19 protein-coding genes and 2 pseudogenes are annotated in these 23,716 nt (G+C 57.2%); 10 read left to right on the top strand and 11 right to left on the bottom strand.

Going from position 1 to position 23,716, the window contains the following annotated elements:
- Positions 1-2 precede the first annotated feature (2 nt).
- The 3 genes from FHT86_RS06890 to FHT86_RS06880 all read right to left on the bottom strand — a co-directional run bounded on the left by FHT86_RS06890 (position 3) and on the right by FHT86_RS06880 (position 2,203).
- Positions 3-530 (bottom strand): FecR domain-containing protein, encoded by a 528-nt coding sequence (locus FHT86_RS06890; protein WP_133706120.1) that lies wholly within the window; start codon positions 528-530, stop codon positions 3-5.
- Positions 531-616: 86 nt separating this feature from the next.
- Positions 617-1,666 carry a HoxN/HupN/NixA family nickel/cobalt transporter gene (locus FHT86_RS06885; protein WP_133706119.1) on the bottom strand — a complete coding sequence of 350 codons (1,050 nt, stop codon included), beginning with the start codon at positions 1,664-1,666 and terminating at the stop codon, positions 617-619.
- A 141-nt stretch (positions 1,667-1,807) separates the two neighbouring features.
- Positions 1,808-2,203 (bottom strand): rhodanese-like domain-containing protein, encoded by a 396-nt coding sequence (locus FHT86_RS06880; protein ID WP_133706118.1) that lies wholly within the window; start codon positions 2,201-2,203, stop codon positions 1,808-1,810.
- Positions 2,204-2,270: 67 nt separating this feature from the next.
- Here FHT86_RS06880 and ftrA point away from each other — a divergent pair, with 67 nt between their 5' ends.
- A complete protein-coding gene (ftrA, locus tag FHT86_RS06875) occupies positions 2,271-3,308 on the top strand; it encodes a transcriptional regulator FtrA (protein ID WP_133706117.1) in 1,038 nt (345 codons plus the stop codon).
- On the opposite strand, the gene FHT86_RS06870 is transcribed toward ftrA, so the two are convergent.
- The 4 genes from FHT86_RS06870 to FHT86_RS06855 form a co-directional block, all read right to left on the bottom strand.
- The gene (locus FHT86_RS06870) at positions 3,271-4,899 is read right to left on the bottom strand and encodes a CTP synthase (protein WP_133706116.1); all 1,629 of its coding nucleotides are present in this window, start codon (positions 4,897-4,899) and stop codon (positions 3,271-3,273) included. The two genes, ftrA and FHT86_RS06870, sit on opposite strands and share 38 nt — an antisense overlap.
- A gap of 144 nt (positions 4,900-5,043) precedes the next feature.
- Complete coding sequence (gene secG / locus FHT86_RS06865) at positions 5,044-5,589, bottom strand: preprotein translocase subunit SecG (protein WP_133706114.1); 546 nt, start codon at positions 5,587-5,589, stop codon at positions 5,044-5,046.
- Positions 5,590-5,704: 115 nt separating this feature from the next.
- Entirely contained in the window at positions 5,705-6,475 is a 771-nt protein-coding gene (tpiA, locus tag FHT86_RS06860; protein WP_133706113.1) for a triose-phosphate isomerase, read from the bottom strand.
- Between the two features lie 139 nt (positions 6,476-6,614).
- Entirely contained in the window at positions 6,615-7,511 is an 897-nt protein-coding gene (locus FHT86_RS06855) for an alpha/beta hydrolase (protein ID WP_133706112.1), read from the bottom strand.
- A 199-nt stretch (positions 7,512-7,710) separates the two neighbouring features.
- On the opposite strand from FHT86_RS06855, the gene parE reads away from it, so the two are divergent.
- The 4 genes from parE (at position 7,711) to FHT86_RS06835 (ending at position 11,545) form a co-directional block, all read left to right on the top strand.
- Positions 7,711-9,774 (top strand): DNA topoisomerase IV subunit B, encoded by a 2,064-nt coding sequence (gene parE, locus FHT86_RS06850; RefSeq protein ID WP_133706111.1) that lies wholly within the window; start codon positions 7,711-7,713, stop codon positions 9,772-9,774.
- Positions 9,775-10,334: 560 nt separating this feature from the next.
- The gene (locus tag FHT86_RS06845; RefSeq protein WP_183868548.1) at positions 10,335-10,526 is read left to right on the top strand and encodes a hypothetical protein; all 192 of its coding nucleotides are present in this window, start codon (positions 10,335-10,337) and stop codon (positions 10,524-10,526) included.
- Positions 10,527-11,069: a DNA cytosine methyltransferase gene (locus FHT86_RS38830; protein ID WP_183868754.1), complete on the top strand. Its 543-nt coding sequence runs from the start codon at positions 10,527-10,529 to the stop codon at positions 11,067-11,069.
- Positions 11,070-11,137: 68 nt separating this feature from the next.
- The gene (locus tag FHT86_RS06835; protein WP_133706110.1) at positions 11,138-11,545 is read left to right on the top strand and encodes a very short patch repair endonuclease; all 408 of its coding nucleotides are present in this window, start codon (positions 11,138-11,140) and stop codon (positions 11,543-11,545) included.
- Positions 11,546-11,670: 125 nt separating this feature from the next.
- Here the strand turns inward: FHT86_RS06835 and FHT86_RS06830 are convergent, their stop codons facing one another.
- Complete coding sequence (locus FHT86_RS06830) at positions 11,671-12,921, bottom strand: restriction endonuclease (RefSeq protein WP_133706109.1); 1,251 nt, start codon at positions 12,919-12,921, stop codon at positions 11,671-11,673.
- A gap of 631 nt (positions 12,922-13,552) precedes the next feature.
- Between FHT86_RS06830 and FHT86_RS06825 the strand changes: the two genes are divergently transcribed.
- The 3 genes from FHT86_RS06825 to FHT86_RS37880 all read left to right on the top strand — a co-directional run bounded on the left by FHT86_RS06825 (position 13,553) and on the right by FHT86_RS37880 (position 19,400).
- Positions 13,553-16,435: a hypothetical protein gene (locus FHT86_RS06825; RefSeq protein ID WP_133706107.1), complete on the top strand. Its 2,883-nt coding sequence runs from the start codon at positions 13,553-13,555 to the stop codon at positions 16,433-16,435.
- Between the two features lie 5 nt (positions 16,436-16,440).
- Positions 16,441-18,582, top strand: coding sequence for an OmpA family protein (locus FHT86_RS06820; protein WP_133706106.1), 2,142 nt, complete (start codon positions 16,441-16,443; stop codon positions 18,580-18,582).
- A 569-nt stretch (positions 18,583-19,151) separates the two neighbouring features.
- A complete protein-coding gene (locus FHT86_RS37880; RefSeq protein ID WP_312862264.1) occupies positions 19,152-19,400 on the top strand; it encodes a DUF1684 domain-containing protein in 249 nt (82 codons plus the stop codon).
- Between the two features lie 188 nt (positions 19,401-19,588).
- Here the strand turns inward: FHT86_RS37880 and FHT86_RS06810 are convergent, their stop codons facing one another.
- Positions 19,589-20,131: a hypothetical protein gene (locus FHT86_RS06810; protein ID WP_133706105.1), complete on the bottom strand. Its 543-nt coding sequence runs from the start codon at positions 20,129-20,131 to the stop codon at positions 19,589-19,591.
- A gap of 157 nt (positions 20,132-20,288) precedes the next feature.
- Positions 20,289-20,618, bottom strand: a pseudogene (locus FHT86_RS06805) (IS66 family transposase zinc-finger binding domain-containing protein); the annotation flags it as partial.
- Between the two features lie 732 nt (positions 20,619-21,350).
- Here FHT86_RS06805 and FHT86_RS06800 point away from each other — a divergent pair.
- A pseudogene (locus tag FHT86_RS06800) lies at positions 21,351-21,606 on the top strand (IS3 family transposase); the annotation flags it as partial.
- An 894-nt stretch (positions 21,607-22,500) separates the two neighbouring features.
- Entirely contained in the window at positions 22,501-22,923 is a 423-nt protein-coding gene (locus FHT86_RS06795; RefSeq protein WP_133706104.1) for a copper resistance protein CopC, read from the top strand.
- Positions 22,924-22,930: 7 nt separating this feature from the next.
- On the opposite strand, the gene FHT86_RS06790 is transcribed toward FHT86_RS06795, so the two are convergent.
- Entirely contained in the window at positions 22,931-23,389 is a 459-nt protein-coding gene (locus FHT86_RS06790) for a hypothetical protein (protein ID WP_133706103.1), read from the bottom strand.
- Positions 23,390-23,716: the final 327 nt, after the last annotated feature.

The raw sequence follows: 23,716 nt of genomic DNA, 5'->3' as shown, positions 1-23,716 counted from the left end.
TCTCACTGGCCGAGGCGGGCCATCAGTGCGTTTATGCGCGGTTGCCCCCAGCTTGTAACACGCAGAGGACTGCGACCACGATCAACATCGACGCCCTGCCCCCGTCCAAGCGTAACGCCTTGTCCGGTCGAAACCTTATTGACGGCGACGCGGCCGCGCAGAACCAACACGGATGTCTTGCCACGTTCCGCGTCGACCGCCCATCGTGTGCCCCGCACGGCAGCGATCGCCTGCGGCGTCACCACTTCGAACCCACCCTGAATGCGGCTGTTGTCGACATCGACCAGCGCCGCCTTGCTATTGAGCACGACGGCATCCACCCGACCGTCGCGATTACGGTCGGCAAGCTGGTAACGTGCACCGCGCTCGATGGTGATGCTGAGGCCTGGCTCGCAATTCAGGGTCTGGCGTTGAGCACTGACGGCCGGTCGCAGTGAACAACCCGCGGTTTGTGCAAGGGCCGAATCGGCCCCGACCGCGCATAGAACGGCGACTACGGCGGCGCCGAGAAAACCAGTTGTCTGGGTCATGATTGTGCCCCCTCATCAAATATAGCTGTGGCTGCGGGTGATAAATTCCAGCCGCAGCAATATAAATCTATGAAAACAATGATGCGTCAGGAGCGGTTGATCTGCAAGCTGTCGTAGCCCTTGGCCTTGTAGAGGATGGTAGAAATCAGCCAGCTCAGCAGGAAGATGCCGACGACCGCGAAACCGAAATTGGCAAGATTGTCGTTAAGATCGCCAATAAAGCTCCAGACGCCCCCTTCGAGGCCGAGTTTGTCCGAGATCAACCCTAGCGCTTCGATACCGCCGATGAAGATGGCAACGACGACGGAAGCCGCGGTGATCGTCAGATTGTACCAGAGCTTGCGCACTGGCTTGACGAAAGCCCAGCCATAGGCGCCGGTCATCAATATGCTGTCGCTGGTGTCCATCAGCGACATTCCGGCGGTGAAGAGTGCCGGGAAGACAAGAATCGTCCAGAAGGACATGCCTTGCGCTGCCTGGGCCGCCGAAATGCCGAGTAGGCCGATCTCGGTCGCCGTATCGAAACCGAGACCGAACAGGAAGCCGATCGGATACATGTGCCAGGACCGCGTCACCACCTTGAACATCGGCCGGAAGACACGCGCCAGCAAACCGCCGCCAGCTAGCAAGGCGTCGAGGTCTTCGTCGACGATCCTCTCGCCTCGTCGCGCGCGGTTGAAGGCCGACCATACGCCTTTGAGGACGAATAGGTTGGCAATGCCGATAAGAAGCAGGAAGGCGGCAGAGACCGCCGTGCCGATGACGCCGCCGATATCGTGGAATGAATCGAGCCGGCTTTGCATCGCAGCCGCCGTCGCGGCAATGACGATCGATGCGAGCACGACGATGGTCGAATGGCCGAAGGAGAAGAAGAAACCAACGGCATAGGGCTGTTTCCTCTCATGCATCAGCTTGCGCACTACATTGTCGATTGCGGCGATGTGGTCCACGTCAAATGCGTGCCTCAGGCCGAACATGTAAGCGAGAAATGCCGTGCCCAGCAGCGACGGCCTGTCCGCAAAGGCGGTCCACGCCCAAGCCCAGGCAGCGATGTTGAACGCAATTAGAACAATATAGGTGATGGCAATCTTGGTTTTCGACCGCTCTCTCCGGTCGTCAAATGGATTGAGTATCATACTTTTGTTCCCATTATGCTTACCGGCAGAGTGCCACGGAAATGGGAGCGACGCGACAGTCAAATGACGTAGCGGCGGGATTTTTTGCGGTGCGGCAAAGGGCAGAAGCCAGCGTCTGTTGGCTACCCTTTTTCCGACCACTCAGCCCCGTTCGAAATCAAAGCCTTCATCCGCCCAGCCGGTCATACCGCCGATCATGACCTTCACGCGCTTGCCGAGCTGGCCGAGGCGTAGCGCCGCCTTATCGGTTCCGTTGCAGTGAGGACCGGCGCAATAGACGACGAACAGGGTGTCAGCGGGCCATTCCGCCATCTTGTGCGCCGTCATCTTGCCGTGCGGCAGGTTGATGGCGCCGGGTATGTGTGCTTGTTGGAAAAACGACGGTCCACGGACGTCGAGCAGCACGAAATCGGCATTGCCCGAGACCATCGAAAGCTGGACATCGGAACAATCCGTCTCGAATGCCAGCTTCTGGCTATAATAGGCAGTGACGGCTTCCGGGGCTGCGGCTGGTATTTCGCTGACGCGACTGGACATTTGAGGCTCCTGCATCTGTTGGCCGGCCCTTGATGCATTAGGCAAGTCTGCGTTGAAATTGGCTACAATGCCATATAGCGTAAAGATCATGCCAAACAGCTCTGTTTCAGCCCTTCGGGGTCCACATGTCGTTGCTCTCGTCTATGACGGTCTTTGCACCTTCGAATTCGGCGTAGCCTACGAGATTTTCGGTCTGCCGCGTCCGGAGATGGGAGACCACTGGTATCGCTTTTCGGCCTGCGGCATCGAGAGCGGGCCTTTGCGAGCGGCAGGCGGGCTGTTAGTTCAGGTCGATCAAGGGCTGGAACTCCTTGAGGACGCTGATTTGATCATCGTTCCCGGTTGGCGGGGGATTGCATTGCCTGTGCCTGCTCCGCTTGTGGCTGCCTTGCAGGCGGCAAACAGCCGAGGCGCGCGCGTTATGTCCCTGTGTTCCGGCGTGGCCGTTCTTGCCGCCGCCGGATTATTGGCGGGGCGAAAAGCGACGACGCATTGGCGTTATGTCGATTCGATCGCTGCCCGATACCCCGATGTCGCCGTTGATGCGGATGTGCTTTACGTTGACGAAGGCGCGGTTCTGACGGCCGCGGGGAGCGCGGCAGCCATCGACCTTTGCCTGCATGTCGTGCGCAGGGATTTCGGGCCGGAGGCGGCGAACAGTGTTGCACGCCGGTTGGTCGTTCCGCCTCATCGCGAAGGCGGACAGGCTCAATATATTGAAACGCCGGTGCCACGCGAGCGAGAAGGCGCCAGGCTCGGCCCGCTTCTTGAATGGATGCGCCAGCGGTTGGACGAGGAGCAGCCGATCCGCCTGCTCGCAATGCGCGCCGGCATGAGCGTGCGTACTTTTCAGCGGCGTTTCGAGGCGACGACCGGCATGTCGCCGGGCGAATGGCTGATGACCGAAAGATTGCGTCTTGCGCGTGATCTTCTCGAAAAGAATGCAATGATCTCTTTGGACGATGTGGCGGTAGCGAGCGGGTTCGGATCGCTCGCCACGATGCGCCATCATTTCCGTGCTCGGCTTGCGGTCAGCCCGAGCGACTATCGCAAGCGATTTGCGACGGTCAAACGAGTCGGCTCTGCTCTGTCGCCGCTTCGATGAAGCTTGAGAACAGCGGGTGCGGTTCGAGCGGGCGGGACTTCAGCTCCGGGTGATACTGAACGCCGATGAACCACGGATGATCTGAGTATTCGACCGTTTCCGGCAGGATGCCGTCGGGCGACATACCGGAGAAGACGAGACCGCAATCTTCCAGCCGCTCCTTGTAGTCGACGTTGACTTCGTAGCGATGGCGATGGCGCTCGGAAATATCGGTCGAGCCGTAGATTTCGGAGATCTTCGTGCCCTTCTTCAGTGCCGCCTTGTAGGCGCCAAGGCGCATCGTGCCGCCGAGATCGCCGGATTCCGTGCGCTTCTGCAGTTCGTTGCCCTTCAACCACTCCGTCATCAGCCCGACGACCGGTTCCTTGGTCGGACCGAATTCGGTCGACGACGCATGCTCGACGCCGGCAAGGTTGCGGGCTGCTTCGATGACGGCCATCTGCATGCCGAAACAGATGCCGAAATACGGCACCTTGCGCTCGCGAGCGAAACGGGCCGCGTGGATCTTGCCCTCGGAGCCGCGCTCGCCAAAGCCGCCGGGCACCAGAATGCCATGAACCTTTTCGAGATACGGCGCCGGATCTTCCTTTTCGAAGACCTCCGACTCGATCCATTCAAGATTTACCTTGACGCGGTTGGCGATGCCTCCGTGGTGCAGCGCTTCGATCAGCGACTTATATGCATCCTTGAGGCCAGTATATTTGCCGACGATGGCGATCGTCACTTCGCCTTCCGGCGTACGGATACGGTTGCAGACCTCTTCCCACGGCTCCAGCCGCGGCTTCGGCGCCGGCTCAATGCCGAAAGCTGCCAGCACTTCGTTGTCGAGGCCTTCTTTGTGGTAGGCCATCGGCACGTCGTAGATGTTGGCGACGTCGAGCGCCTGGATGACGGCTGACGGGCGGACGTTGCAGAACAGCGAAAGCTTGCGGCGTTCGGCCTCCGGGATTTCCCGATCGGCGCGCACCAGCAGGATATCGGGATGAATACCCAGCGCCTGCAGTTCCTTGACGGAATGCTGCGTCGGCTTGGTTTTCAATTCGCCAGCAGCCGGGATGTAGGGCATCAGCGTCAGATGAACATAGATTGCGGTACCGCGCGGCAGATCGTTGCCGAGTTGGCGGATCGCTTCCATAAAGGGCATGGCTTCGATGTCGCCAACCGTGCCGCCGATCTCGCAGATGACGAAATCATAGTCGTCATTGCCCTCGGTCACGAAATCCTTGATCTCATTGGTGACGTGCGGAATGACCTGGACCGTGGCGCCGAGATAGTCGCCGCGGCGTTCCTTGTCGATGATGTTCTTGTAGATGCGACCCGTGGTGATGTTGTCGGTCTTGGTCGCCGAACGGCCGGTGAAGCGTTCGTAGTGGCCGAGATCGAGGTCGGTTTCCGCGCCGTCGTCGGTCACGAAGACCTCGCCGTGCTGGGTCGGGCTCATGGTGCCCGGGTCCACATTCAGATAGGGGTCGAGTTTGCGCAGGCGGACCCGATAACCACGGGCCTGCAACAACGCTCCGAGAGCCGCGGCCGCAATTCCTTTTCCGAGGGAAGAAACCACGCCGCCAGTGATGAATACATATCGCGCCATGGGAGTCACCGGATACCTTTTAACAAATGATTCCGCCAGCCCTAAAATTCGTTTCCGGAATTTTGGACACAGAACGCGGAATGTTGACAAAACAAAACCGGCAGATCCGAAGACCTGCCGGAGGATGATAGTCCCTGACCGGGCTTACTGGCCGGTCGGAACGCCGTTGCCGCTTTGGGTCGGCGTTGTCGTCGTCGTAGCAGGCGGCGTCTGCTGACCGGCGGCAGCCGGAGCAGGCTGCGTCGTGGTCGTGGCTGCAGGCTGTTGGGTCGTCGTTGCGGCCGGTGCCTGCTGTGTCGTCGTCTGAGACTGCGGAGCAACCGCGCCGCTGTTCGGAACGCCGCTGTTGTTGGCCGGCTGGGACTGGCCGCCTGCTGGTGCTGCGCCCTTCTGGCCACCAAGCGAATCGAGAATACCGTTGCCCTGACCCGCCGTGCTCGGAATACGGTTGAGAATGTCGGTCGGACGTCCCTCGAAGCGCGAATAAACATTCATACCCAGCGCCAGCACAAAGAACAGTGCCGCCAGGATAGCCGTGGTGCGCGTCAGCGCATTGGCCGTGCCGCGTGCCGACATGAAGCCCGATCCGCCGCCAATGCCCAGGCCACCGCCCTCCGAGCGCTGAATCAGCACCACGCCGATGAGAGCGATAACAACCATGAGATAGATGACAAGCAGTACGGTTTGCATAGGTCCAGTCCTGCCCACGGGCGCGGGCATCAAAAAGAAAAGCTCGCGGCTCTTTACATGAGGCTCACGTCTATTCCAAGTCCTTTTGAGATTGGAATCCAGGCAAGTGAAACCTTCAGGCGAACTGCCGTTCGAATGCGCCATAGATGGCGAGGAAGTCGACCGCTTTCAAGCTGTGCCCGCCGACGAGCAAACCATTGACATTGGCGATGGCGAGCAGGTCCGCCGCATTGTCGCCATTGACCGAACCGCCGTAGAGAAGTCGGATATGCGCGCCGTCCGCGCCAAAGCGTTCGATGAGTTCGTCGCGCATGAAGGCATGTGCCTCCTCGATATTGGCAGGGGTAGGAATCTGGCCGCTGCCAATCGCCCATACCGGCTCATAGGCGATAACCGTCGTTTCCGAGGTCGAGCTGCCGGGAACCGAAGCATTGAGTTCGCGCTTCAGGACGTCCAGTGTCTGACCGCTGTTGCGCTCGTATGCCGTTTCGCCGATGCAAATGATGGTCGTCAGCCCGACGGCATGGGCCGCTTCCGCCTTGGCGCGCACCAACATGTCGCTTTCCGCATGGTTTCTGCGCCGCTCGGAATGACCGACGATGACATGGGTGCCGAAGCAGTCGGCGATCATCTCGGCGGAAATATCGCCCGTATGCGGGCCGTTGATCTGTTGATGGCAGTCCTGCGCACCGATTGCCAGGGGACTGTCGTCGCAGAGTGCTGTCGCGACGTAGAGCAATGTTGCCGGCGGGCAAAGGAGCGTGTCGATCTTCTCGGATAGCGGTGCCTTCACCCCCTCGGCGATTGCCTTGATCTGATCGAGACTGGCCCGTGTGCCATGCATCTTCCAGTTTCCCGCCAGAAGCGGTCGTATTTTTTCTGTCATTCCGCGTTTCCCCCGTCACCTCTCTGCCGCACTAACAAAACTAGAGCGGAAAGAAAAGTTGTCGAAAGCGGTCGGAACGAGTTCAAATCGTTTGAAAAATCGCTTTTCCGAAAATAATTCGAAATTTATTCGAAAAGAATCATGACGGCTGTGGATCAATGATCCAATTCAGCACTTTCCGCCAGTCGGTCATGCGCACCGGCGTGCCGTGATTGCCGGTGGCAAACAACGTAAACCGCGTCGGGTAATGCGTCTTGTAGAGCTTTTCGAAGAGAGCTTCCTGGTTGGTGGCGGCGTAGACCGGATCCTTGCTGCCATGGGTGAACCAGATCGGCAATTTCGCCTTGTAGAAAGCACTCTTGACGAAATCCGGATCCGTCACCCCGCTCAAGATCGCCATCCCCTTCAGACGTTTGACGCTTTCGGCGTCGCGGGTGATGCCCCAGCAGATGAAGCTGCCCATAGAGGCGCAGGTGAGGATGACCGGCCTGCCGCCGGATTGCTCGTAGGAATAGCGGATAAGGGCAGCGATGTCGGCGACGCCCTCGCTGTCGAAGCTTTTCACGCTCGGGGCGTAGTAGGTGCCGCCATTGTTATAGGCGAGATTCTTCAGCCGATTGAAGTTGCCGCCGAATGTATAGTCGTTCGACCCGAGCCTGCGGTCGCCGCCGCGGCCATGGATGAAGATCACCGTAAAGGCTTGCTTCGATGCCGGGCCGATGCGGGTGACGTCGAGCTTGCGGTCGCCGAGCGGCAAGGTCTCGTCCTGTTGCGCTTTCCAGCGCACGCCAGTTGCGACATAGGCCGGCTTGACGCGCCGTTCCGGCACCTCGTCGCGACCGTTGATGTCGCGCATTTCCTGATAGTCGATCGTCTGGAAAGCACCATTATCATGGCTCTCGAGGACCGTCTGATTGGAAAACAGATCATCCTTGAAAGGCTTCAGCGCCTCTGCGGCAGCACCCGATGCGACCGCCAATGGCAAAAACGCCGCAATTGCAGCTAATATTAGCAAATGAGTTGTGGACATTCGCATGCGGACACTTCCCTCGATAGGCCCACGGGCTTGCCATTCGCGGCGCGGCAACGCAAATCTTTTTTCCGAATTTGCCCGTCAATGGGGCGCCATCGCGCTCGCGCGTCGTTTCTGGCAGAATCTCGGTGATTCGCGAAACTGACGGCAAATGCGGTGATTTTGGGGTATGACCCCTTCAAGGACAAATCTGAACAGCTCCATGGATAACAGCAACGATCTCTTTTCCGGACTGCCCCTTTCGCCGAAGCCGGAAGCGGCGGACAAGCCGGTCGTCAAGGCTGAAAAGCCTGCGGTCGCCCCTGCCCCGCGCGTAGCGCCGACCACCTCGTCTGCCGAGGAATATGGCGCGAATTCGATCCGCGTCCTCGAAGGGCTGGAGCCGGTGCGCATGCGACCCGGCATGTATATCGGCGGCACGGACGAGAAGGCGTTGCATCATCTCTTCGCCGAAGTCATCGACAATTCCATGGACGAGGCCGTCGCCGGCCATGCCGATTTCATCGAAGTACATCTCGACCAGAGGGGCTATCTGACCGTCACCGACAACGGCCGCGGCATTCCTGTCGAAAACCATCCGCAAGTGCCGGGCAAATCGACGCTCGAGGTCATCATGACCAAGCTGCATGCCGGCGGTAAATTCGACGGCAAGGCCTATGAGACCTCGGGCGGCTTGCACGGCGTCGGCGTCTCCGTCGTCAACGCGCTGTCTGATGATCTCGAAGTCGAAGTGGCGCGCAATCGCAAGCTCTATCGCCAGCGCTTCTCGCGCGGTCTGCCGCAGGGCGGCCTGGAAGAACTCGGCGACGTCCATAACCGCCGCGGCACGCGTGTCCGTTTTCATCCCGATCCGCAGATCTTCGGCGAGCACGCCAAGTTTGACCCCGCCCGCGTTTTCCGCATGGCGCGCTCCAAGGCCTATCTTTTCGGCGGCGTCGAAATTCGGTGGAGCTGCGATCCGGAATTGGTGCCGGCAGGCACCGATGTTCCGGAAAAGGCCGTCTTCCATTTCCCCGGCGGCTTGAAAGATTATCTCAAAGCGACGATGGGCAATGAGTTTACCGTCACGCGCGAGATTTTTGCCGGCAAGTCGGACAAGGCAAGCGGCCACGGCTCGCTGGAATGGGCGATCACCTGGTACGGCGGCGACCCGCAGGTCCATTCCTATTGCAATACCATTCCTACCCCGGAAGGCGGCACGCACGAGGCGGGTCTTCGCATCGCGCTGACCAAGGGGCTGAAGAACTACGCCGAGATGACGCAAAACAAACGCGCGGCCGGCATAACCACCGACGATGTGATGATTTCCGGCGTCGGCATGCTTTCCATCTTCATCCGCGAACCGGAATTCGTCGGGCAGACCAAGGACAGGCTTGCGACCGTTGAGGCGCAGCGCATCGTCGAAAACGCGCTGCGAGATCCCTTCGATCACTATCTCACCGACAATCCGGGCGAGGCTGAAAAACTGCTCGAATGGGTGATCGAGCGTTCCGAGGAACGCCTGCGTCGCCGCAAGGAGAAGGAGGTCAATCGCAAGACGGCCGTGCGCAAACTGCGCCTGCCGGGCAAACTTGCCGATTGTTCGCAAAATACCGCTGAAGGCGCCGAACTCTTCCTCGTGGAAGGTGATTCGGCCGGTGGCTCCGCCAAGCAGGCGCGCAACCGCACCAACCAGGCGATCCTGCCGCTGCGCGGCAAGATCCTCAATGTCGCCAGCGCCGGCCGCGAAAAGCTGTCCGCTAATCAGCAGATCGCCGATCTGGTCCAGGCGCTCGGTTGCGGCACGCGCTCGAAATATCGCGAAGAGGATCTTCGCTACCATCGCATCGTCGTCATGACCGATGCCGACGTCGACGGCGCGCATATCGCCTCGCTGCTGATTACGTTTTTCTATCAGGAAATGCCGGAGCTGATCCGCGGTGGCCATCTCTTTCTGGCCGTGCCGCCGCTTTACAAGATCACACAGGGGTCGAAATCCATCTACGCCCGCGACGATGCCCATCGCCTGGAACTGATGGAGAGCGAATTCAAGGGCAAAGGGAAGATCGAGATCAGCCGGTTCAAGGGCCTTGGCGAAATGCTTCCCGCCCAGCTCAAGGAAACGACGATGGACCCGTCGAAACGCACATTGTTGCGCGTCGAGATCGACGAGGTGGATTTCGAGGGCACGCGTGAAGCCGTCGATAATCTCATGGGCACCAAGGCTGATGCCCGTTTCCGCTTCATCCAGGAACGCGCGGCATTTGCGGAGAATCTGGATATTTGACTGAGAAACCCAAGCTAGTTCTGGCCAAATACCATTGAAACGGGCCATTCTTGAAGACGAAGCTGGCCAACTGCATAAAACACAATCCCAGGCACTTTCAAGTGCCTGGGATTTATTAGAAGACGGCCCGAGATCTTCTACTGTCAGTGATGACTGAGAATTCGACTCGGAGGAAACTCGCAAGGTCCATCGCGCCCGGTACAGCCGAAGAGTAATGTGCCGATACGAAGTCCGAGGTTGCCTGTTCGTCTCTCGCGGGATGCGCCAGTAGGCTGATTGTCCGTCGTGGCGGTTATCATGTTAATTATGGTGAATCCGCATAGGATCGCGCCTGAGAGCCTGGTTTGGCAGTTTTTCCGCGATAGGTATGCACCTGAAGCATTAGGCGACCTAACCCCGCCGCTCGGTGCCCGTTGTTAGAGTTACACCCCCACCACATGGCAGCCTTGTGAACTCGATGACAACTCAGTTTTCGGCCCCGTGGCGCTGGTCGAATCGTACAGCAACGTGCATAAGTTTCGGTGTTTGTTCTACCAATTGCAGGTATGGTCGTACGATCGATGGCAAAGCCAAAAACGGTTAAGAAGATTGCAGATGAAGCGGTACAGGCTGCGGAGCACGCTGTCGTCGCAGTCTCTCGTCAGGTCAAGTTCAATGTCGCCGAATATCCGGTCTCGATGTATGTGAGCCGCTTCAAGGACGACACGACCGATCGCTACTTTGTGCCGGAATATCAGCGAAATCTTGCTTGACTGGGTCCAATCACGATTCCGGAATTTGAATGTCCGGTAACAACCGTCAGAGCGACGATCGGTGATCTTCCAAGGCTTTCTGCTGGCGGCAACGATCCATCGGATGCGCTCCATCGAGCAAGTCGCCTGAGCGATGTCAATCTGCGAAGGATTCGGCACTCGAAGCCTGGGGGCACGTGGCGGGATTGGCCCGTCGATCTTCGGGCTTCGTGCCACATGAAGGTAACAGGAGGGACCTACCCCTCCGTCTACGGCCGTATGGAATGGGATGGCCCCTCACCCACGATCACGACGCAATGCTTCGGGTACGGCAATGGTCGATTTGGTCACCCCGAACAGGATCGGGCGATCAGCTTGCGGGAGGCGTCGATGCTGCAAGGATTCCCAAAGGAATATTCATTCCTGCCCGATGAGCGGACCGCGAGCTTCGACAAGCTTGGACGCCTAATTGGAAACGCGGTCCCGGTGAAGCTTGGCGAGGTTATCGGAGAACTGTTCTCCGCCCACGTCGCCAAGTTCCGCAAGGATTCGACCCAACACTAGAGCCGCTTGCCACGCTCCAAACGCAATCGATCCTTATATTTCTGAGAACTGACGAAGGTTCGCAGGCAATGATCGATCCCAAACGCTCTGCGTTGATGGCGAAGGTGAAAGGCAAGAACACTACGCCCGAACTGAAAGTCCGACGAGCACTGCACGCATGTGGCGGCCGCTTCCGTCTCCACCGCAAGGACCTTCCTGGACGGCCCGACATCGTGTTGCCTGCGCGAAAGACAGCCTTGTTCGTTCATGGGTGCTTCTGGCATCGGCATGAGAACTGCAACATGGCATCGACCCCCAAAACACGGGCGGAATTCTGGCAGGCGAAGTTCGATGCCAACGTGGCTCGCGATAAGCGGAACGTCGCGGATCTCGAGCATCTAGGCTGGAAGGTGCATGTCATTTGGGAATGCCAGACTAAGCGGCCGGAAGACCTTTCCGCTTCCCTGAATACGCTATTGCGCGAGCTGGATGACTAGCATCTGCGCACTTGGCTTCGCAGCACGAAGAAATTCACATTCTTCCGCAGCCGGATTTTCACGATCTGAGGGTCCGGAAAAGGCACTCCGGTGCGGCGTGAGGCGAGGTGGCTCCCCCGCTCCATTTACCCTTCGTGGGACGAGCCGGTGTCTACCGAGAAGTCTTGAATATATATCCCGTCGGCATCTATGTGGCCCGTGACAGATCCGGGAAATGAGAAGGACCCAGCGTCCTCGCGAGCGTACGACAGTTCCACCCAAATCTCCAGAGCCGCGGAGAACTCAATCTTCGCGTTCCTCCTGTCAGGTGTGAATTCCAGGCCATCCACGTGGCAATCTTCCAATCGCGTGGAGCTGGATAGAGCATCCAGTTGGCCCCAAGCACTGTATTTTTCAGGATTACTCGAGAGCTCCGCAACGATGAAATTGTCGACTTCGATAGCGTAGAGATCGGTTAGGTCGTCTCGACTTAAATTCGCGGCCAACCTTATTTGCTCTTCATTCGCGGGCTCGAATTCTTGCACGAAGAAACGAAACGCAGAAAGCGCGGGTCCCGCATCGTTGCCGTCCTTCACGATAGCGCGGCAAAGATCCTGCGCTTGGATTGGTCTCACTGACGCAATAGCGGTCAGTGTAGCCTCGAATGCCTCGAACTCAATTTCATCACGGGATAGAATCCTGGCTGCCGATGCAGCGTCATCGCTTTCAAGCAGCGCCGACAATGCGCGATCAATGGTTTCGATGCTGGCGCTTTCGTGAGGCCATATCCTTTCACCCGTGAGCCAAACATCTCCTGCCTGGTACGCTTCAAATACCGCTTCGACTTTTCGAAATATTTCTCCAGGCATCAGGACGCTTAGTGAATTCAACGCCTGCGGAATGCTACTAAGACGCTGATAAGCCTCGTAGCTCTTCGGTAGATAACGCTTCACCAAATGGGTACACGGCTCTCTTAAGAGAATGTTTTCAAGTTCGTGTCTATCCCAAACCAAGGTTTTGTACTGGCCTTGCTTTGCAATGCCGTCGAGCAAAGATTTCAGACCAGTAGTTGCGATGCTGGTCGTTGCGAGAAGGAAACCATCCGCCTCATGCTGCACGAGCTTGTCCGTGACCGCACCAACGTCTTGCTCGGAAACAGACCTTTGTGAATGTGCGTAATCCTTACAACTGACAAGCCAACGCACCTGGGTCGTGCCGAGAGGTCCCTCTCGTCGTTCCGTGAAGAAGAGATCGCGCCCCTGATCTGCCCCGCGACCGGTCCACTCTGGCCTTAGGCCAAGCTCTCTTCCAATCTCGCGGATGAGGCCCTCGAAATTTTCGCCTTTGGGAGACTTCTGTTCACTATCAGAAAGCTCCTCAAACTTAAGTATGGGCATGAAATTCTCGTCATCAGTTAGGAGGCGCGCTTTCTGTCTCACCAGCGCTACGTGTCTATACAAAATTCGATGCGGGGCGCGGGCTACGGTCTTAGCGAATATCCATGCTGAGTGAAGAAGGAATTAATGTGAGTGCGCGCAGAGCACATTGATCTGGGACCGGTCCATTGCGACGTTCCGAGTGCTGAGCCATCGGCCATCCTCGTGCTTCGGCCGTGGCGAGACGGTCTATAATCCCTGGCATTATGTGCCTGTTCTGGGTCGCAAACCCGGCGCTTTGACCTCCCCTACACCACCTATTAACGTAGGCATATTGCCTCATTCGACCTAGGGGAGTATTGTATAGATGATACGAGAGACCGTCTCACCGGACTCGGTCGCCGAGGCCAAGCTGACGTTGATCCGACTAGCGGCTTTATCGGCTTAGCTGGACAGCAGTCTGGGAAGGCAGCGATGAGTAACGCCATTATGGTCGTCGCTGCAGGTCTCAGCAGAGGGGGCATTACACCGAATAAAGCCCATTGCCAGATCGATGCTTCGTTGTCGTCTGAAGGTGATGAAGTGGCGGATTTCCAGCCTCACTGGGCACACTCAAGAGTCATAATCGCACTAACAACCGGAGGATGTCATCATGAGTTCCTTCGAAGACTTCAAAGGCACGCTTCCTTACTCCAGCGAGCTATTTGGAATTTATCAGCCTCTGCTGGGTTGGAAATCGCAAATCATTCTCAAACGCTACGAGCGCATTAGAGCTTCCCTGTACAACAAGCTCGCGGCCCGCGCCCTCAACACCGCGCGTACTCATGTGAAGGTCCATATGCGCGACATGGGCTCCGAGGTCGTGGCGAGCCGGACGGGTAATTGGTCCTTCAGCGTCTCAAACCTTGTCCCGCTCGATCTCGAGCGAGCTTTGGAGCCGTTCGTAGCGAGCACCATCGATAGCGGAGTCGCTCGGATGATTCAAAGTGAAGCCGGCAAGCAGCCGCCAGAAGACTGGGGCAAAGTTATCACGACGCGGCATGTCAAGGAGCTCCTTAAGCAATTCCACGACATCGTCAGCAACCCTGAAGAACTACAGAAACGCGATGAACTCAGTGACTATGTCGCGGAATTCAGCAAAGCGTACACGCAAACGGAAACTCAGAATCTCCTCGAGGACCTGTTCGCTCGCGAATCCAAGATCGCCGGCTATCTACTGTTTCTAAAAGACCATACGCCATCAACGCTAAACGATCTGTTCTTCAAGAGCCCAAGCTCCGCGCTCGTCACCACTGTCCAACTGGAAGATCCGCTTCTTAACTTTGGCGCCACCAACTATGAGGCGATCCTCTCACCCTTGGGTGTCATGCAGCTTTATCGCCAATATTTCTTTCAATTCGATTCGTTCCTCGGCCCTCCAGTTGGCCACGTGTGGCTCAGCCCTGGCGGGACGGTGGAGCTCATCGAGGTGTCAACCCGTCGGACCCTGACCGAGAAAACGTTCGAGCAATCCCTAGAAACCACGACAAAGTCGGAAACGGACACCACGATTCAAGACGACATCGCCGACGCGGTGAAGCAGGAGAATCGCGACAATACGAAATTCGGCTTTTCGAGTACCGGCGAATACAATGCAGCAGTGTATTCCGGCTCCGCAACTGCAGAGCTTTCCATGGATATGATGACAGCGAGATCGAATGAGACAACACGCAAGCACATGCGTCAGCAAAGCGAGAAGCTCTCAAGCGAGATCAAGCGCAACTTTAAAAGCTTTTTCAGAACCACAACTGAGAGAGAGGAGATGTCTAGCAAGCGCTATGTCCTCGCGAACACGACAAACAAGCTCGTCAATTACGAGCTTCGGCGAAAGATGCAGACAGTTGGCGTGCAAGTGCAGCGGTTGGAAGTGAGAGCGTGCTGGCACACATTCGTCGATGATGCCGCTCGGGAGCTTGGCATCGCCAAACTCGTTCATATCGGCGAGCCACCGGAACTGAGCGGCCTGGTGCAGCCGGATGCACCGCAGATTCCGACGGCGCAGCTTCAAGAGGTAAGCATCGCGGTCCCATTCGTCGGCATTAACACCGACGACACAGACAATATCTATGTGGATGGGACCGAACGGGATATCGCACCCGCATTCGACGCGGTTGAGTACATCCAGGCCGATTTCGTCCAGCGGGTAACGTTCCAGACACCCGGATTCACCCTGACAGGTGTCGATATCGACCCCCAGGGGGTAGATGCCATTTTGTCAGTGCGCGACCTGCAGTCCGCCGATGGCTCGAGCGCCGCCACATTTACCATTCATCTCGACTACGTGAACTGGAACGGTCGGAACCAGATTCCGACAAAGGTTACTTTGCACTGGGACCCGAGCAACACGATGCGCACCGCAGTCACCGCGGAGTACGAGTCGCGAATGGCTCAATACAATATCGAGAAGGCGCGGCGATACAAGGAGGCGTTCTACGCGGCTGCTCGGGAGCGCATCAAACTCGCCAGCGCGATCACACCACGTCCAGCGGAAGACTTGCGCGAAGAGGAGCGTGTCGTGGTCTTCCGCACGCTCATCGGTCAACTGATGAGTGTAGGCACAAATCAGTCTAAACACGTGATTTCTGAGCTTGTGCGGTCGATCTTCGACGTCGACAAGATGCTCTACTTCGTGGCGCCTGAATGGTGGGCACCCAGACTGCACCGTAGCGGGCAGGATCTCGGCGAGGAGCCCCCGACGAAGCCGGGAGCTAAGCCAACTTTCCCGTCCGCTGTAGGCGTCGCGGTTCGCCGCGAAGCCGCGAGAATGAGGCTCGCCCGAGCTTTTTCCGATGTCACTGTCAATGTCTCGGGCCTTGTGTCGACCCTTGTGTCGACGTCGGACACTGCGGTGGCTGGTAACTCCATCACCTCGGAAAACATAGTCGATTGGGGCGGTGCCAAAGAGCTTGGCCGCGATAACTACTACATTACCGAAGATAGTAGGCCAGCGAAGCTCGGCGCTTCGCTCGGTTGGTTACTGCAGCTCGATGGAGACAACCTCCGTAACGCGTTTCTCAACGCGCCATGGGTCAAGGCGGTCATCCCAATTCGAATCGGCAAGGAGCGTGAGGCGCTTAACTGGCTACAACAGGCGCACGTGGAGGGAGCTGAAGGTCTGGACGCGCAGTACATCGCGTCGCCTGACGATCCGCCCGAACTAATATCAACTCCCGAACATACCGTGACGATCAGAGACGCGCTCGACTTTCTGATTGAGAAGATCCAGGAATTCGACACCAATGCACGGACACCGGTTATTGGTAATCCTGCAGATCCGACTGACGCAAGCAATCATTTTGCTGGCAGCCTGCCGACTGAGGCTGTGTTCGAGCACGGCTTCTATCCTCTTGAAGGTGGAGTGCAAGTGTTTGAAGGAGGTACTTCGCAATCCATCTTCGCGCAATGGATGGAGATTCTTCCAACCGACCAAGTCGCGGCCATGGAGGTAGAGTACGATCCAAAGACCCTGCGCGTTAGAGGGGTAAATGAAGAGTAGCGGCAATGGCCGATACGCCAAGCATTATACCGATCAAGAAGCCTACTCCCCCGGCGCCACCTGCGCCGCCGCGACCACCCGGCTTGGCGAAGGACGTAAAATGGGAAGATGCGATCTTTAACGCCATCTTCAACGGCGAACGACGTATAAACACTCTGCTGAAAATTGGCCGTGACGCCGGCGGTACCGACAAGAAGAACGTCCGGGCCACTGTGCTGAAATACCTGGAGATCCCATTCCCTGCCGGTGGCGTCGAGTGCGAGCGGCAAAGGAATAGGAACGCAGATGCCAAGCCCGACAAGCCGGACGAGTCTTTCACGGGTCGTTACGAGTCGACGGGCGGATCGCATGGCAGATATTTCTGGGCAATCAATCAAGCTGGAAACGTTGTGATCGCAATTCGGACGATGCGCGACTACAGCACTTCTGACAAAGGTGACGCGAGCCAGAAGTATTTGGAGCTGCGCGGTGACTTACAGGGTAACCGCACCGCAGCGATGTTCGTGGCGAACGATCCAGGGAAGTTTTGGGGATACCTGCAACCGATCTCGCGAACGGAACTGCGGTGGCATTACGGCAGCTATCTCGACGTCGATGGCAAGCGGGTCGACGTCGAAGGTCATTCGTATGACGACGAACACTTAAGGCTCGTGAGTGGGCGCCCTACCCTGATGAAGTCCCTGTACCTATCGGGTGATCACTCCCTGAATGTCCTGATGCAAGAGGCCGAGTGGTTTCCATTGACCGCGGAACGCTACCAGTTTCTGGAGGAAGGCGCCCGCTCGTCCCTGCTGCGGACTCTTCTCGAGGACTACGTGAAAACCCCTGATGGGTTTACCGCCGAGGAGAAGAGGACCAAGGACTCCGCGGCAGCGAGGCTCGTGGTCTACATGGCAAACCTCCTGTGGGACGGCCAGCCGTCCACAAAGGCCGATGCTCTAACATTGCCGCCCGCCTTAGAGGAGGCCTACCGCAAAGAACTGGCTGCGTACCTTAAACGGGCGCGCGGAATTGCATTCGGACACCACAATAATTTGTCACTGGCCACGCATGTCGCGAAGATCTGGCTGGCGCACGAGAAGCTGAATTACGGGCAAGTAAAACGTAGTTTTCTTGACTGGCTGATCCACATCGCGCAGGACCGGAATACCAAGGGGTGGCTTGGAGAGCGCCACGCCAAGACTCTCTCGAGATTGCTGGAGATACCGCTCAACCGCTCGTCGGGAACGTATCGCTACCGTATGAAGCTCGACCTCTACTCGTTTCTCGGTTTTCGTGTCGAAGGAAAACTGCTGGTTGAGCCGCTAACCGACCCCAAGTGGGGCGCGACCAGCTACGATGTATCAGGCTGGTGGATCGGCCCGCCGGTAATCTTCGCTGAGCACGATGAAGTCTTCGATGTCGAGAAGGAGATGCCTCAGCAGTGGCTGAAAGAGGATTTCGAAGGCACGCTGTATATCGGTGAGCTAACCTTTGGTGTCAAAACGCCGTGGTTCGATTTCGATCTGGTGGACCTTCACGGCGTCTATCTGAGAAGCAAGAACGGACTGCTTTTGGACATCGAGGAATGGGATATAGATCCATCGGTCGGGCCGGGAAGCGGCAAGACTCCCAAGAAACCATGGAAGGTCAGCGGCGGGTTTATTCGGGCCAGCGTGAGCCTCGCGAAGTCGAAGCTGATCGACCTGAGCAAGCCGTATCCTGAAAGCAAGGAGCTCACCAGGAATTTAGACTCGGCGCAGCATTTCTGCTTCGGCGACGCTTTCTTGACAGCGGCGGGACGTCAGTATCTAAGACTCGTATGTGCCGATCAGCTAGCGGCATTTAGCAGTACGACAGTCGACATCGCGATCATGGGTCACGCAGATCGACCCTCTCGGGCGGGTCCTAAACTCAATGAGGAGCTGTCACTGCGGCGCGCGGAGAACGTCAAGACGGCGCTTCAGGACATCCTCGGTGAGCAACTCAAGATCCCTCCGAATGATATCCGTACCCTGGGGTTCGGCGACCTGGAGCAATGGTTTGCCGATTGGTTGAAATCGTTTCCCGATAAAACAATAGCGAAACCAACGCGTGACCCCTACCGTCGGCGGGTGGACCTTTTCATCAATGCAAAGCTAGTAGCAACTTTTCGCGATCATGTTTGACGTGCTGGCGAGCGCAAACGCTAAGGAAGCTTTGATTGACTGATTGAGGCATGTACTATTTCGGGAATTGGCCGCGGAGTTGCCGGTACTTCGTAAGCGGTGTTTAGACCGCACCTTTCGGATCAGTGCGTGATTGATTAAAGTTGCGCCGCGATGATTGGGCGAGCGTTTCGATGAACGAGAGCGGCGAAAATTCCGATATGGGAGGAAATGATTTGAACGAGACTCAAACTGTGGGAATGGCGCGAGAAGATCGCAAATCTCTACTACAAGGTACGTTCTAGCCCGGACGTGGTTGCTGCCTGGGGGCTTTGGTGCGACACCCGTTCGACCCTGTTTCGCGACCATCCTCAATCGCCAATTGAATCGGCGGACCGCAAGACGTTCGAAGGGCCGACGACATTTTCTTATGATCCCTCGTTGCGCTTGACGGTACAGCTTGTCCCGGTAACGCCGGAACGGATAACCGTCGCAACAGGAGTGGATGGTGACCTGTCGATGCATGCGTTCTCCCGTACAACGGGGCTGGAGGCCAGATTGGGTGGCGAATTGAGGGGTACGGCGGTGGCGTGTTCCTGCCGTTTGTCGACGCTACCTCCGGAACCGAGACGTATGGCGGTGGCCGATATCTCCTCGACACCATCAAGGGAGCGGATCTCGGAGTTGTCCGTCCAGACGGCGCACTGGTGCTCGATTTCAACTTCTCCTATTTTCCTTCGTGCGCCTATTCGTCCCGCTATGTCTGCCCATTAGCGCCATTGGACAATCGACTGAAAGGCGCGGTGAGAGCCGGGGAACGGCTTCCTATCTCGAAATGATCAGTTCCGGGGTCAGAAGCCTGAATCTTCGTAGCCGGCCATTCAGAAGTCGTGCCTGCTTCCTCCCTTTCCAATTAATTTGGGCGGATTCCGTTCTTCGTAGGCGGTATGGCGCTCACACTTGGACGGGATATGGGCGAATTGACGCCGCTATGTGAAGCGAGATGACAACTGTGCGCCAATGGGGGTCATAGGATACCTCTTCGCAAATCGAAGCTAGGACCTGTGCCTGCTTTTCCAAAGCAATTCACCAGAACGACGGTGCGCTGTGTGAATGTGCGCTCATCGCTGGTCCACTCCTTGAAAGCCAGACGCACCGCATAGAGCCTTGGTGGGTTTGAATGCGGTGCTCCAAGGCGCTGCGTCTCGATCGAGTAGTCCCCTGGAATTCTCTCCAACAGCTCGCAGCAATCGGGATTGATCTCCATAAAATTGGCTACAGACGTATAACGCCACGGATTACTACCGGTCCGATCACGCTGCTTTCCGATTGAGACACCTGCCTCGACGAAGCGCCTTATCGCTCCCTCGACGACTGCTTGTGAAGTGATGTTTTGACACTGGAATTCCTGCTCAGAAGACATGTCAGAGAGAAGTAACTTACGATCGCTCTTGTTGCCTTTCGTCGACCAATCAAAACCGATGTGTATGACGGCCCAACTCGACCAAAAAAGAACTGCCACGAATAAGACCGAGAGCGTGAACTTCACGCGGAAGGACCGGTGCTTCATACCATCTCCCGAATTGGCGGTAATGATATGAACAGTAACCCTACTCTGCCCACTCTGCCATCATGCTCACTTCGATGGGTTAATTATTGAGCAAGACCGCAAATGTACCGCGTGCGCTCTCTGAGCGGGCGTTACTCGGCTGGATAGTTCCAAGGCTCATGATCTGGGCTTGCCGATAGAGGGGCAAGTGATCGGCATATTTGGAGACCAGCACATGCGCGACCGTGGCCTCCGTCGGAAGCCCCGCCTGGATCAGGCGTGCGGAAGCCGGAGCCTGAACGACGCCATCGGTGCAGGCGCGGCACGCATATTTGGGGCGACGGGTGACGATGACGCGGAACTGCGCCGGGACCACGTCCAGCCGCTCGGACACATCCTCGCCAATGCAATGCAGGCAACCGCCGCAGGCGCAGACCAAACTTTCCGGCTCGATGACCTCTTCGATACGCGGAAGATGGCTGGGAAGAGAACCTCGATTGATCGCGCGTGGCCTGGAGTACTGCTTTCCCAAAGAGCTAACGTCCAGCGAAGGAAAGAAGGCTATACAGTGATGGAAGATCCGGAAGGCAACCAGTTCTGCTTCGTTCCTATAAGAAGATAGTACAAGAGCCGCCGTACCGCTTGGCAAGTCCTCTGTTCCAGCCGCGGCTTACGTTCTCACGCGATGATGAGTTCTGGTGGGCCAGAGACGGGATTGTTTAGTCAGCCTCGTTTGACCAGACGAAGAGCTGTCCGGCAGGCGTGGCCGCACAGCCCCATGCCCTGTTCCATGGTTGACGTCGGGCCGCCGGAGGCTAAGCTGGAATGACGACTGGAGGCCGCGATGAGCAGACCCATCGATGGAGATTTTGACGAACCTCGGAACCCCACAGATCAAGAAGATCCCGATGCATTTGAGGGGATGACGCTTAAAGAGGCGTTGGAGGCGGTGGGGTACGGGTCGCAACCTAGGCCGAGAATAATTGTGCCGCAAGGCAGGCCTCGAGAGCCGCTGAAGTACCGAAGGATTCGAGGTTAAACTAGCCCGCCCATACTCAAGACCGAAACGATAGATTGTCAGTTTTGATCGGCCGAAGGGTAGCAGTGACCTCGAACCGTGAACTCCCGAGCTAACGCTTTTTAACTCGACCCAACTGCCGGCCTGAACATTCGCGGAATGTGCCACGCCGATAATGATCTTTCAAACCTTTGCGGCAGGCTGCAGCAACCGTCGGGCGCCTTCTCCCGCTTTTCGCCCGCTATTGATCTACGGTTGAGCTACAAAGGAGAGGACGTCGTCCAGACCCTGGGGCGGATTTGCCGGACGGCTGGCTACCCTGCGACCATCCGTGTCGACAATGGCAGCGAGTTCATCTCCCGCGACCTCGATCTATAGGTTTACCAGAAGGGTCGTCGTCCTCGACTTCATCGAATCCTTCAACGGCAAGTTCCGGGCGGAGTGCCTGAACTCCGCGGCCTTCGCCGAACAACGCGAAGTGTGTGGGATTGCGATGGAAGCCGCATCATCCACACCAAGGCATCAAGATCGTCTCAACTCGAACGGTCTCAGGCACGCCCGTGCAAGCGCTTCGTTAGCAAGCAACCGAAACCAAATGACGGATATTTTTCGTGACGACTGGGTGACGACTCGCGCAAATTGAAAGGAGGCGCCACCGGAGGGTGGCATCTCCTGCACGACGCCTGTACACAGTAATTTTGCTTTAGTTTTTGAGTTGGTTGCCGGGGCCTGAATCCGCGGAGACTGAAGCGAAATGATTTCCGCTTCGGGGCCGAAAGCGGATTGGCAACTTTTGACATCGAACCATTGAGAGCGGACGTTTCCGTCCGACAAAGTGGCTGGAGTAGACTTTCGGATTGAAGGAGACGTCAACGGCAGGCTCCCCTTTTTGTCAGTCAACAGCTATAGGTATCGAATCCTCGAATGGGGCAGGCGACGATGCCCTTCCTTGGAATCGATGGGTCCATAGATTTGGCGTGGAGCGATTGCTCCCGGAGCCGGACCATAGGTCATCGATAAAAAGATGAAGTCCCGCTCATCACCCTGAACATTTTCGAGGTTCTTGACAAACAGGGCTCGCCCTTGGTTCTGGCGACCTCCATGTACTTTTCGACCTTTTCGTCATCGGCCGACAGGCGCCTCGGCGCTTGCCGGAAAACGGGTATTTTGTCGAGCGATCCGACGAGCTCCCACATTTAGAGGTGTCGGATGCAACAACCTGATCGAAGTTTCCCGCACACTTCGGCAGACTCTCCCAGCCCCGCCTAGACCTAGGTATCAGTTAGATAGACCAAGACCTAATTCACCGACGGTATTAAACGGGCGATCATTGGTCATCGCAACTAAGATCGACGCCTTGGAGAGCACGACGATGACACGGATCAGCCTATCTGGCCTTGCGCTCCTCGCAAGCTTAGCCGCCACCTCAACCGCATATGCTGCGATCGACCCGCGTGCCCCGATGGATGACATAGTCGTGCCGGGCGACAACATTAGCCTGACTTTCACCGCTCCTGTGAAAGCCGACCGAACTACCGTCAAGCTTTCAGGTCCCAACGGCCCGGTCACGGTCGGCGAGGTCTATAACGGCGCTGATCCCACAGAGTTGATCGTGCCAGTCTCGGGTGACCTTCCTTCCGGCGTCTATACTATCCAGTTCAATGCCTTTTCGGTCTCTGGAAAACAGATGACAGGGTCGTCATCCCTTGTCATTCCGGCACTCGAGCCTTCTCGGGCTATCAGTGAAGGATCGTCGGAAGATGCCGTCTGGCACCTCTCAGGAGAAGCCAGATGAGCCATCTCTACGCCTCTATTTGCCTCCCCAACAAGCGTCGAACGCCACCTCGGTACTCCAGGCTGCTGGCGGCGGCAAACGCGAATGCTGAGAAACCCTCCATGGTTGCGATCGCGGCGCCTTGCGGACCTGAACCCGGCCCCCTCTGTGCCGCCTCGACCGCTAACTCTTTGCTGCATCCAATTTGTCTTTTCGCGTTGCTCTTGGCGATAATCGTCTTAGACATCGCCTTATTAGCCGCGGCGATCCAACTAATCTCGCTCGCATTGCTCTGCTGGCCGATAGGTCTCAGGTGAACAATGGATTTAGAAGATGAGGTCGCTTTATCTCGTAGCTCTTCTCGTGGGAAGCCCCGTGCGATGATCTGCTTGTCCCCTTTGGGGACTAGGTAAGTCAACTCCCTATGACAACTCTGAGTGCGCGTTTCGGTAGTTGGGCTTTTGGCGCCAATATCAAACCTACTCATTTGAATGTCCGAGACCGCCTTGAACTACGGGCCACAATCGGAGGCTAAGGCGTGCCGCAGCGCGGTGACACCAGGACTCTGTAGCAACAACCATGCCGTCCCAAGAGTCTCCATGAACACCACAGACATACCATCGCCGCGAACCCGCAGTCCGTGCCCAACATCGGTCAGCCTATTGTCGATCGCGTCGAACTTGATGCGGGAACTATGGTGGTGGGCCCCGCCGCATCTGTTAGCAACATAGCGGATGAGTGTCGCGCGATCGACGATCTCACCGGCAAACCCCAAACAAGGCGTAGCGAGGAACTTGGTGTACTTCAGCCTTGT

The organism is Rhizobium sp. BK313 (assembly GCF_014193655.1).
Classification (GTDB): Bacteria; Pseudomonadota; Alphaproteobacteria; order Rhizobiales; family Rhizobiaceae; genus Rhizobium.
The sequence above is the reverse complement of the archived record's forward strand: the minus strand, read 5'-3'. Positions and strand labels throughout refer to the sequence as shown.

What these genes read in the sequence shown, in the direction of transcription:
- FHT86_RS06790 (WP_133706103.1), bottom strand. Translation starts at nt 23,389, where the DNA reads ATGAGTAGGTTTGATATTGGCGCCAAAAGCCCAACTACCGAAACGCGC.
- FHT86_RS06870 (WP_133706116.1), bottom strand. Translation starts at nt 4,899, where the DNA reads ATGGCGCGATATGTATTCATCACTGGCGGCGTGGTTTCTTCCCTCGGA.
- FHT86_RS06830 (WP_133706109.1), bottom strand. Translation starts at nt 12,921, where the DNA reads ATGCCCATACTTAAGTTTGAGGAGCTTTCTGATAGTGAACAGAAGTCT.
- FHT86_RS06855 (WP_133706112.1), bottom strand. Translation starts at nt 7,511, where the DNA reads ATGCGAATGTCCACAACTCATTTGCTAATATTAGCTGCAATTGCGGCG.
- FHT86_RS06835 (WP_133706110.1), top strand. Translation starts at nt 11,138, where the DNA reads ATGATCGATCCCAAACGCTCTGCGTTGATGGCGAAGGTGAAAGGCAAG.
- FHT86_RS06810 (WP_133706105.1), bottom strand. Translation starts at nt 20,131, where the DNA reads ATGAAGCACCGGTCCTTCCGCGTGAAGTTCACGCTCTCGGTCTTATTC.
- FHT86_RS06845 (WP_183868548.1), top strand. Translation starts at nt 10,335, where the DNA reads ATGGCAAAGCCAAAAACGGTTAAGAAGATTGCAGATGAAGCGGTACAG.
- FHT86_RS06795 (WP_133706104.1), top strand. Translation starts at nt 22,501, where the DNA reads ATGACACGGATCAGCCTATCTGGCCTTGCGCTCCTCGCAAGCTTAGCC.
- FHT86_RS06885 (WP_133706119.1), bottom strand. Translation starts at nt 1,666, where the DNA reads ATGATACTCAATCCATTTGACGACCGGAGAGAGCGGTCGAAAACCAAG.
- FHT86_RS06890 (WP_133706120.1), bottom strand. Translation starts at nt 530, where the DNA reads ATGACCCAGACAACTGGTTTTCTCGGCGCCGCCGTAGTCGCCGTTCTA.
- secG (WP_133706114.1), bottom strand. Translation starts at nt 5,589, where the DNA reads ATGCAAACCGTACTGCTTGTCATCTATCTCATGGTTGTTATCGCTCTC.
- tpiA (WP_133706113.1), bottom strand. Translation starts at nt 6,475, where the DNA reads ATGACAGAAAAAATACGACCGCTTCTGGCGGGAAACTGGAAGATGCAT.
- FHT86_RS06880 (WP_133706118.1), bottom strand. Translation starts at nt 2,203, where the DNA reads ATGTCCAGTCGCGTCAGCGAAATACCAGCCGCAGCCCCGGAAGCCGTC.
- ftrA (WP_133706117.1), top strand. Translation starts at nt 2,271, where the DNA reads ATGCCATATAGCGTAAAGATCATGCCAAACAGCTCTGTTTCAGCCCTT.
- FHT86_RS06825 (WP_133706107.1), top strand. Translation starts at nt 13,553, where the DNA reads ATGAGTTCCTTCGAAGACTTCAAAGGCACGCTTCCTTACTCCAGCGAG.
- FHT86_RS06820 (WP_133706106.1), top strand. Translation starts at nt 16,441, where the DNA reads ATGGCCGATACGCCAAGCATTATACCGATCAAGAAGCCTACTCCCCCG.
- parE (WP_133706111.1), top strand. Translation starts at nt 7,711, where the DNA reads ATGGATAACAGCAACGATCTCTTTTCCGGACTGCCCCTTTCGCCGAAG.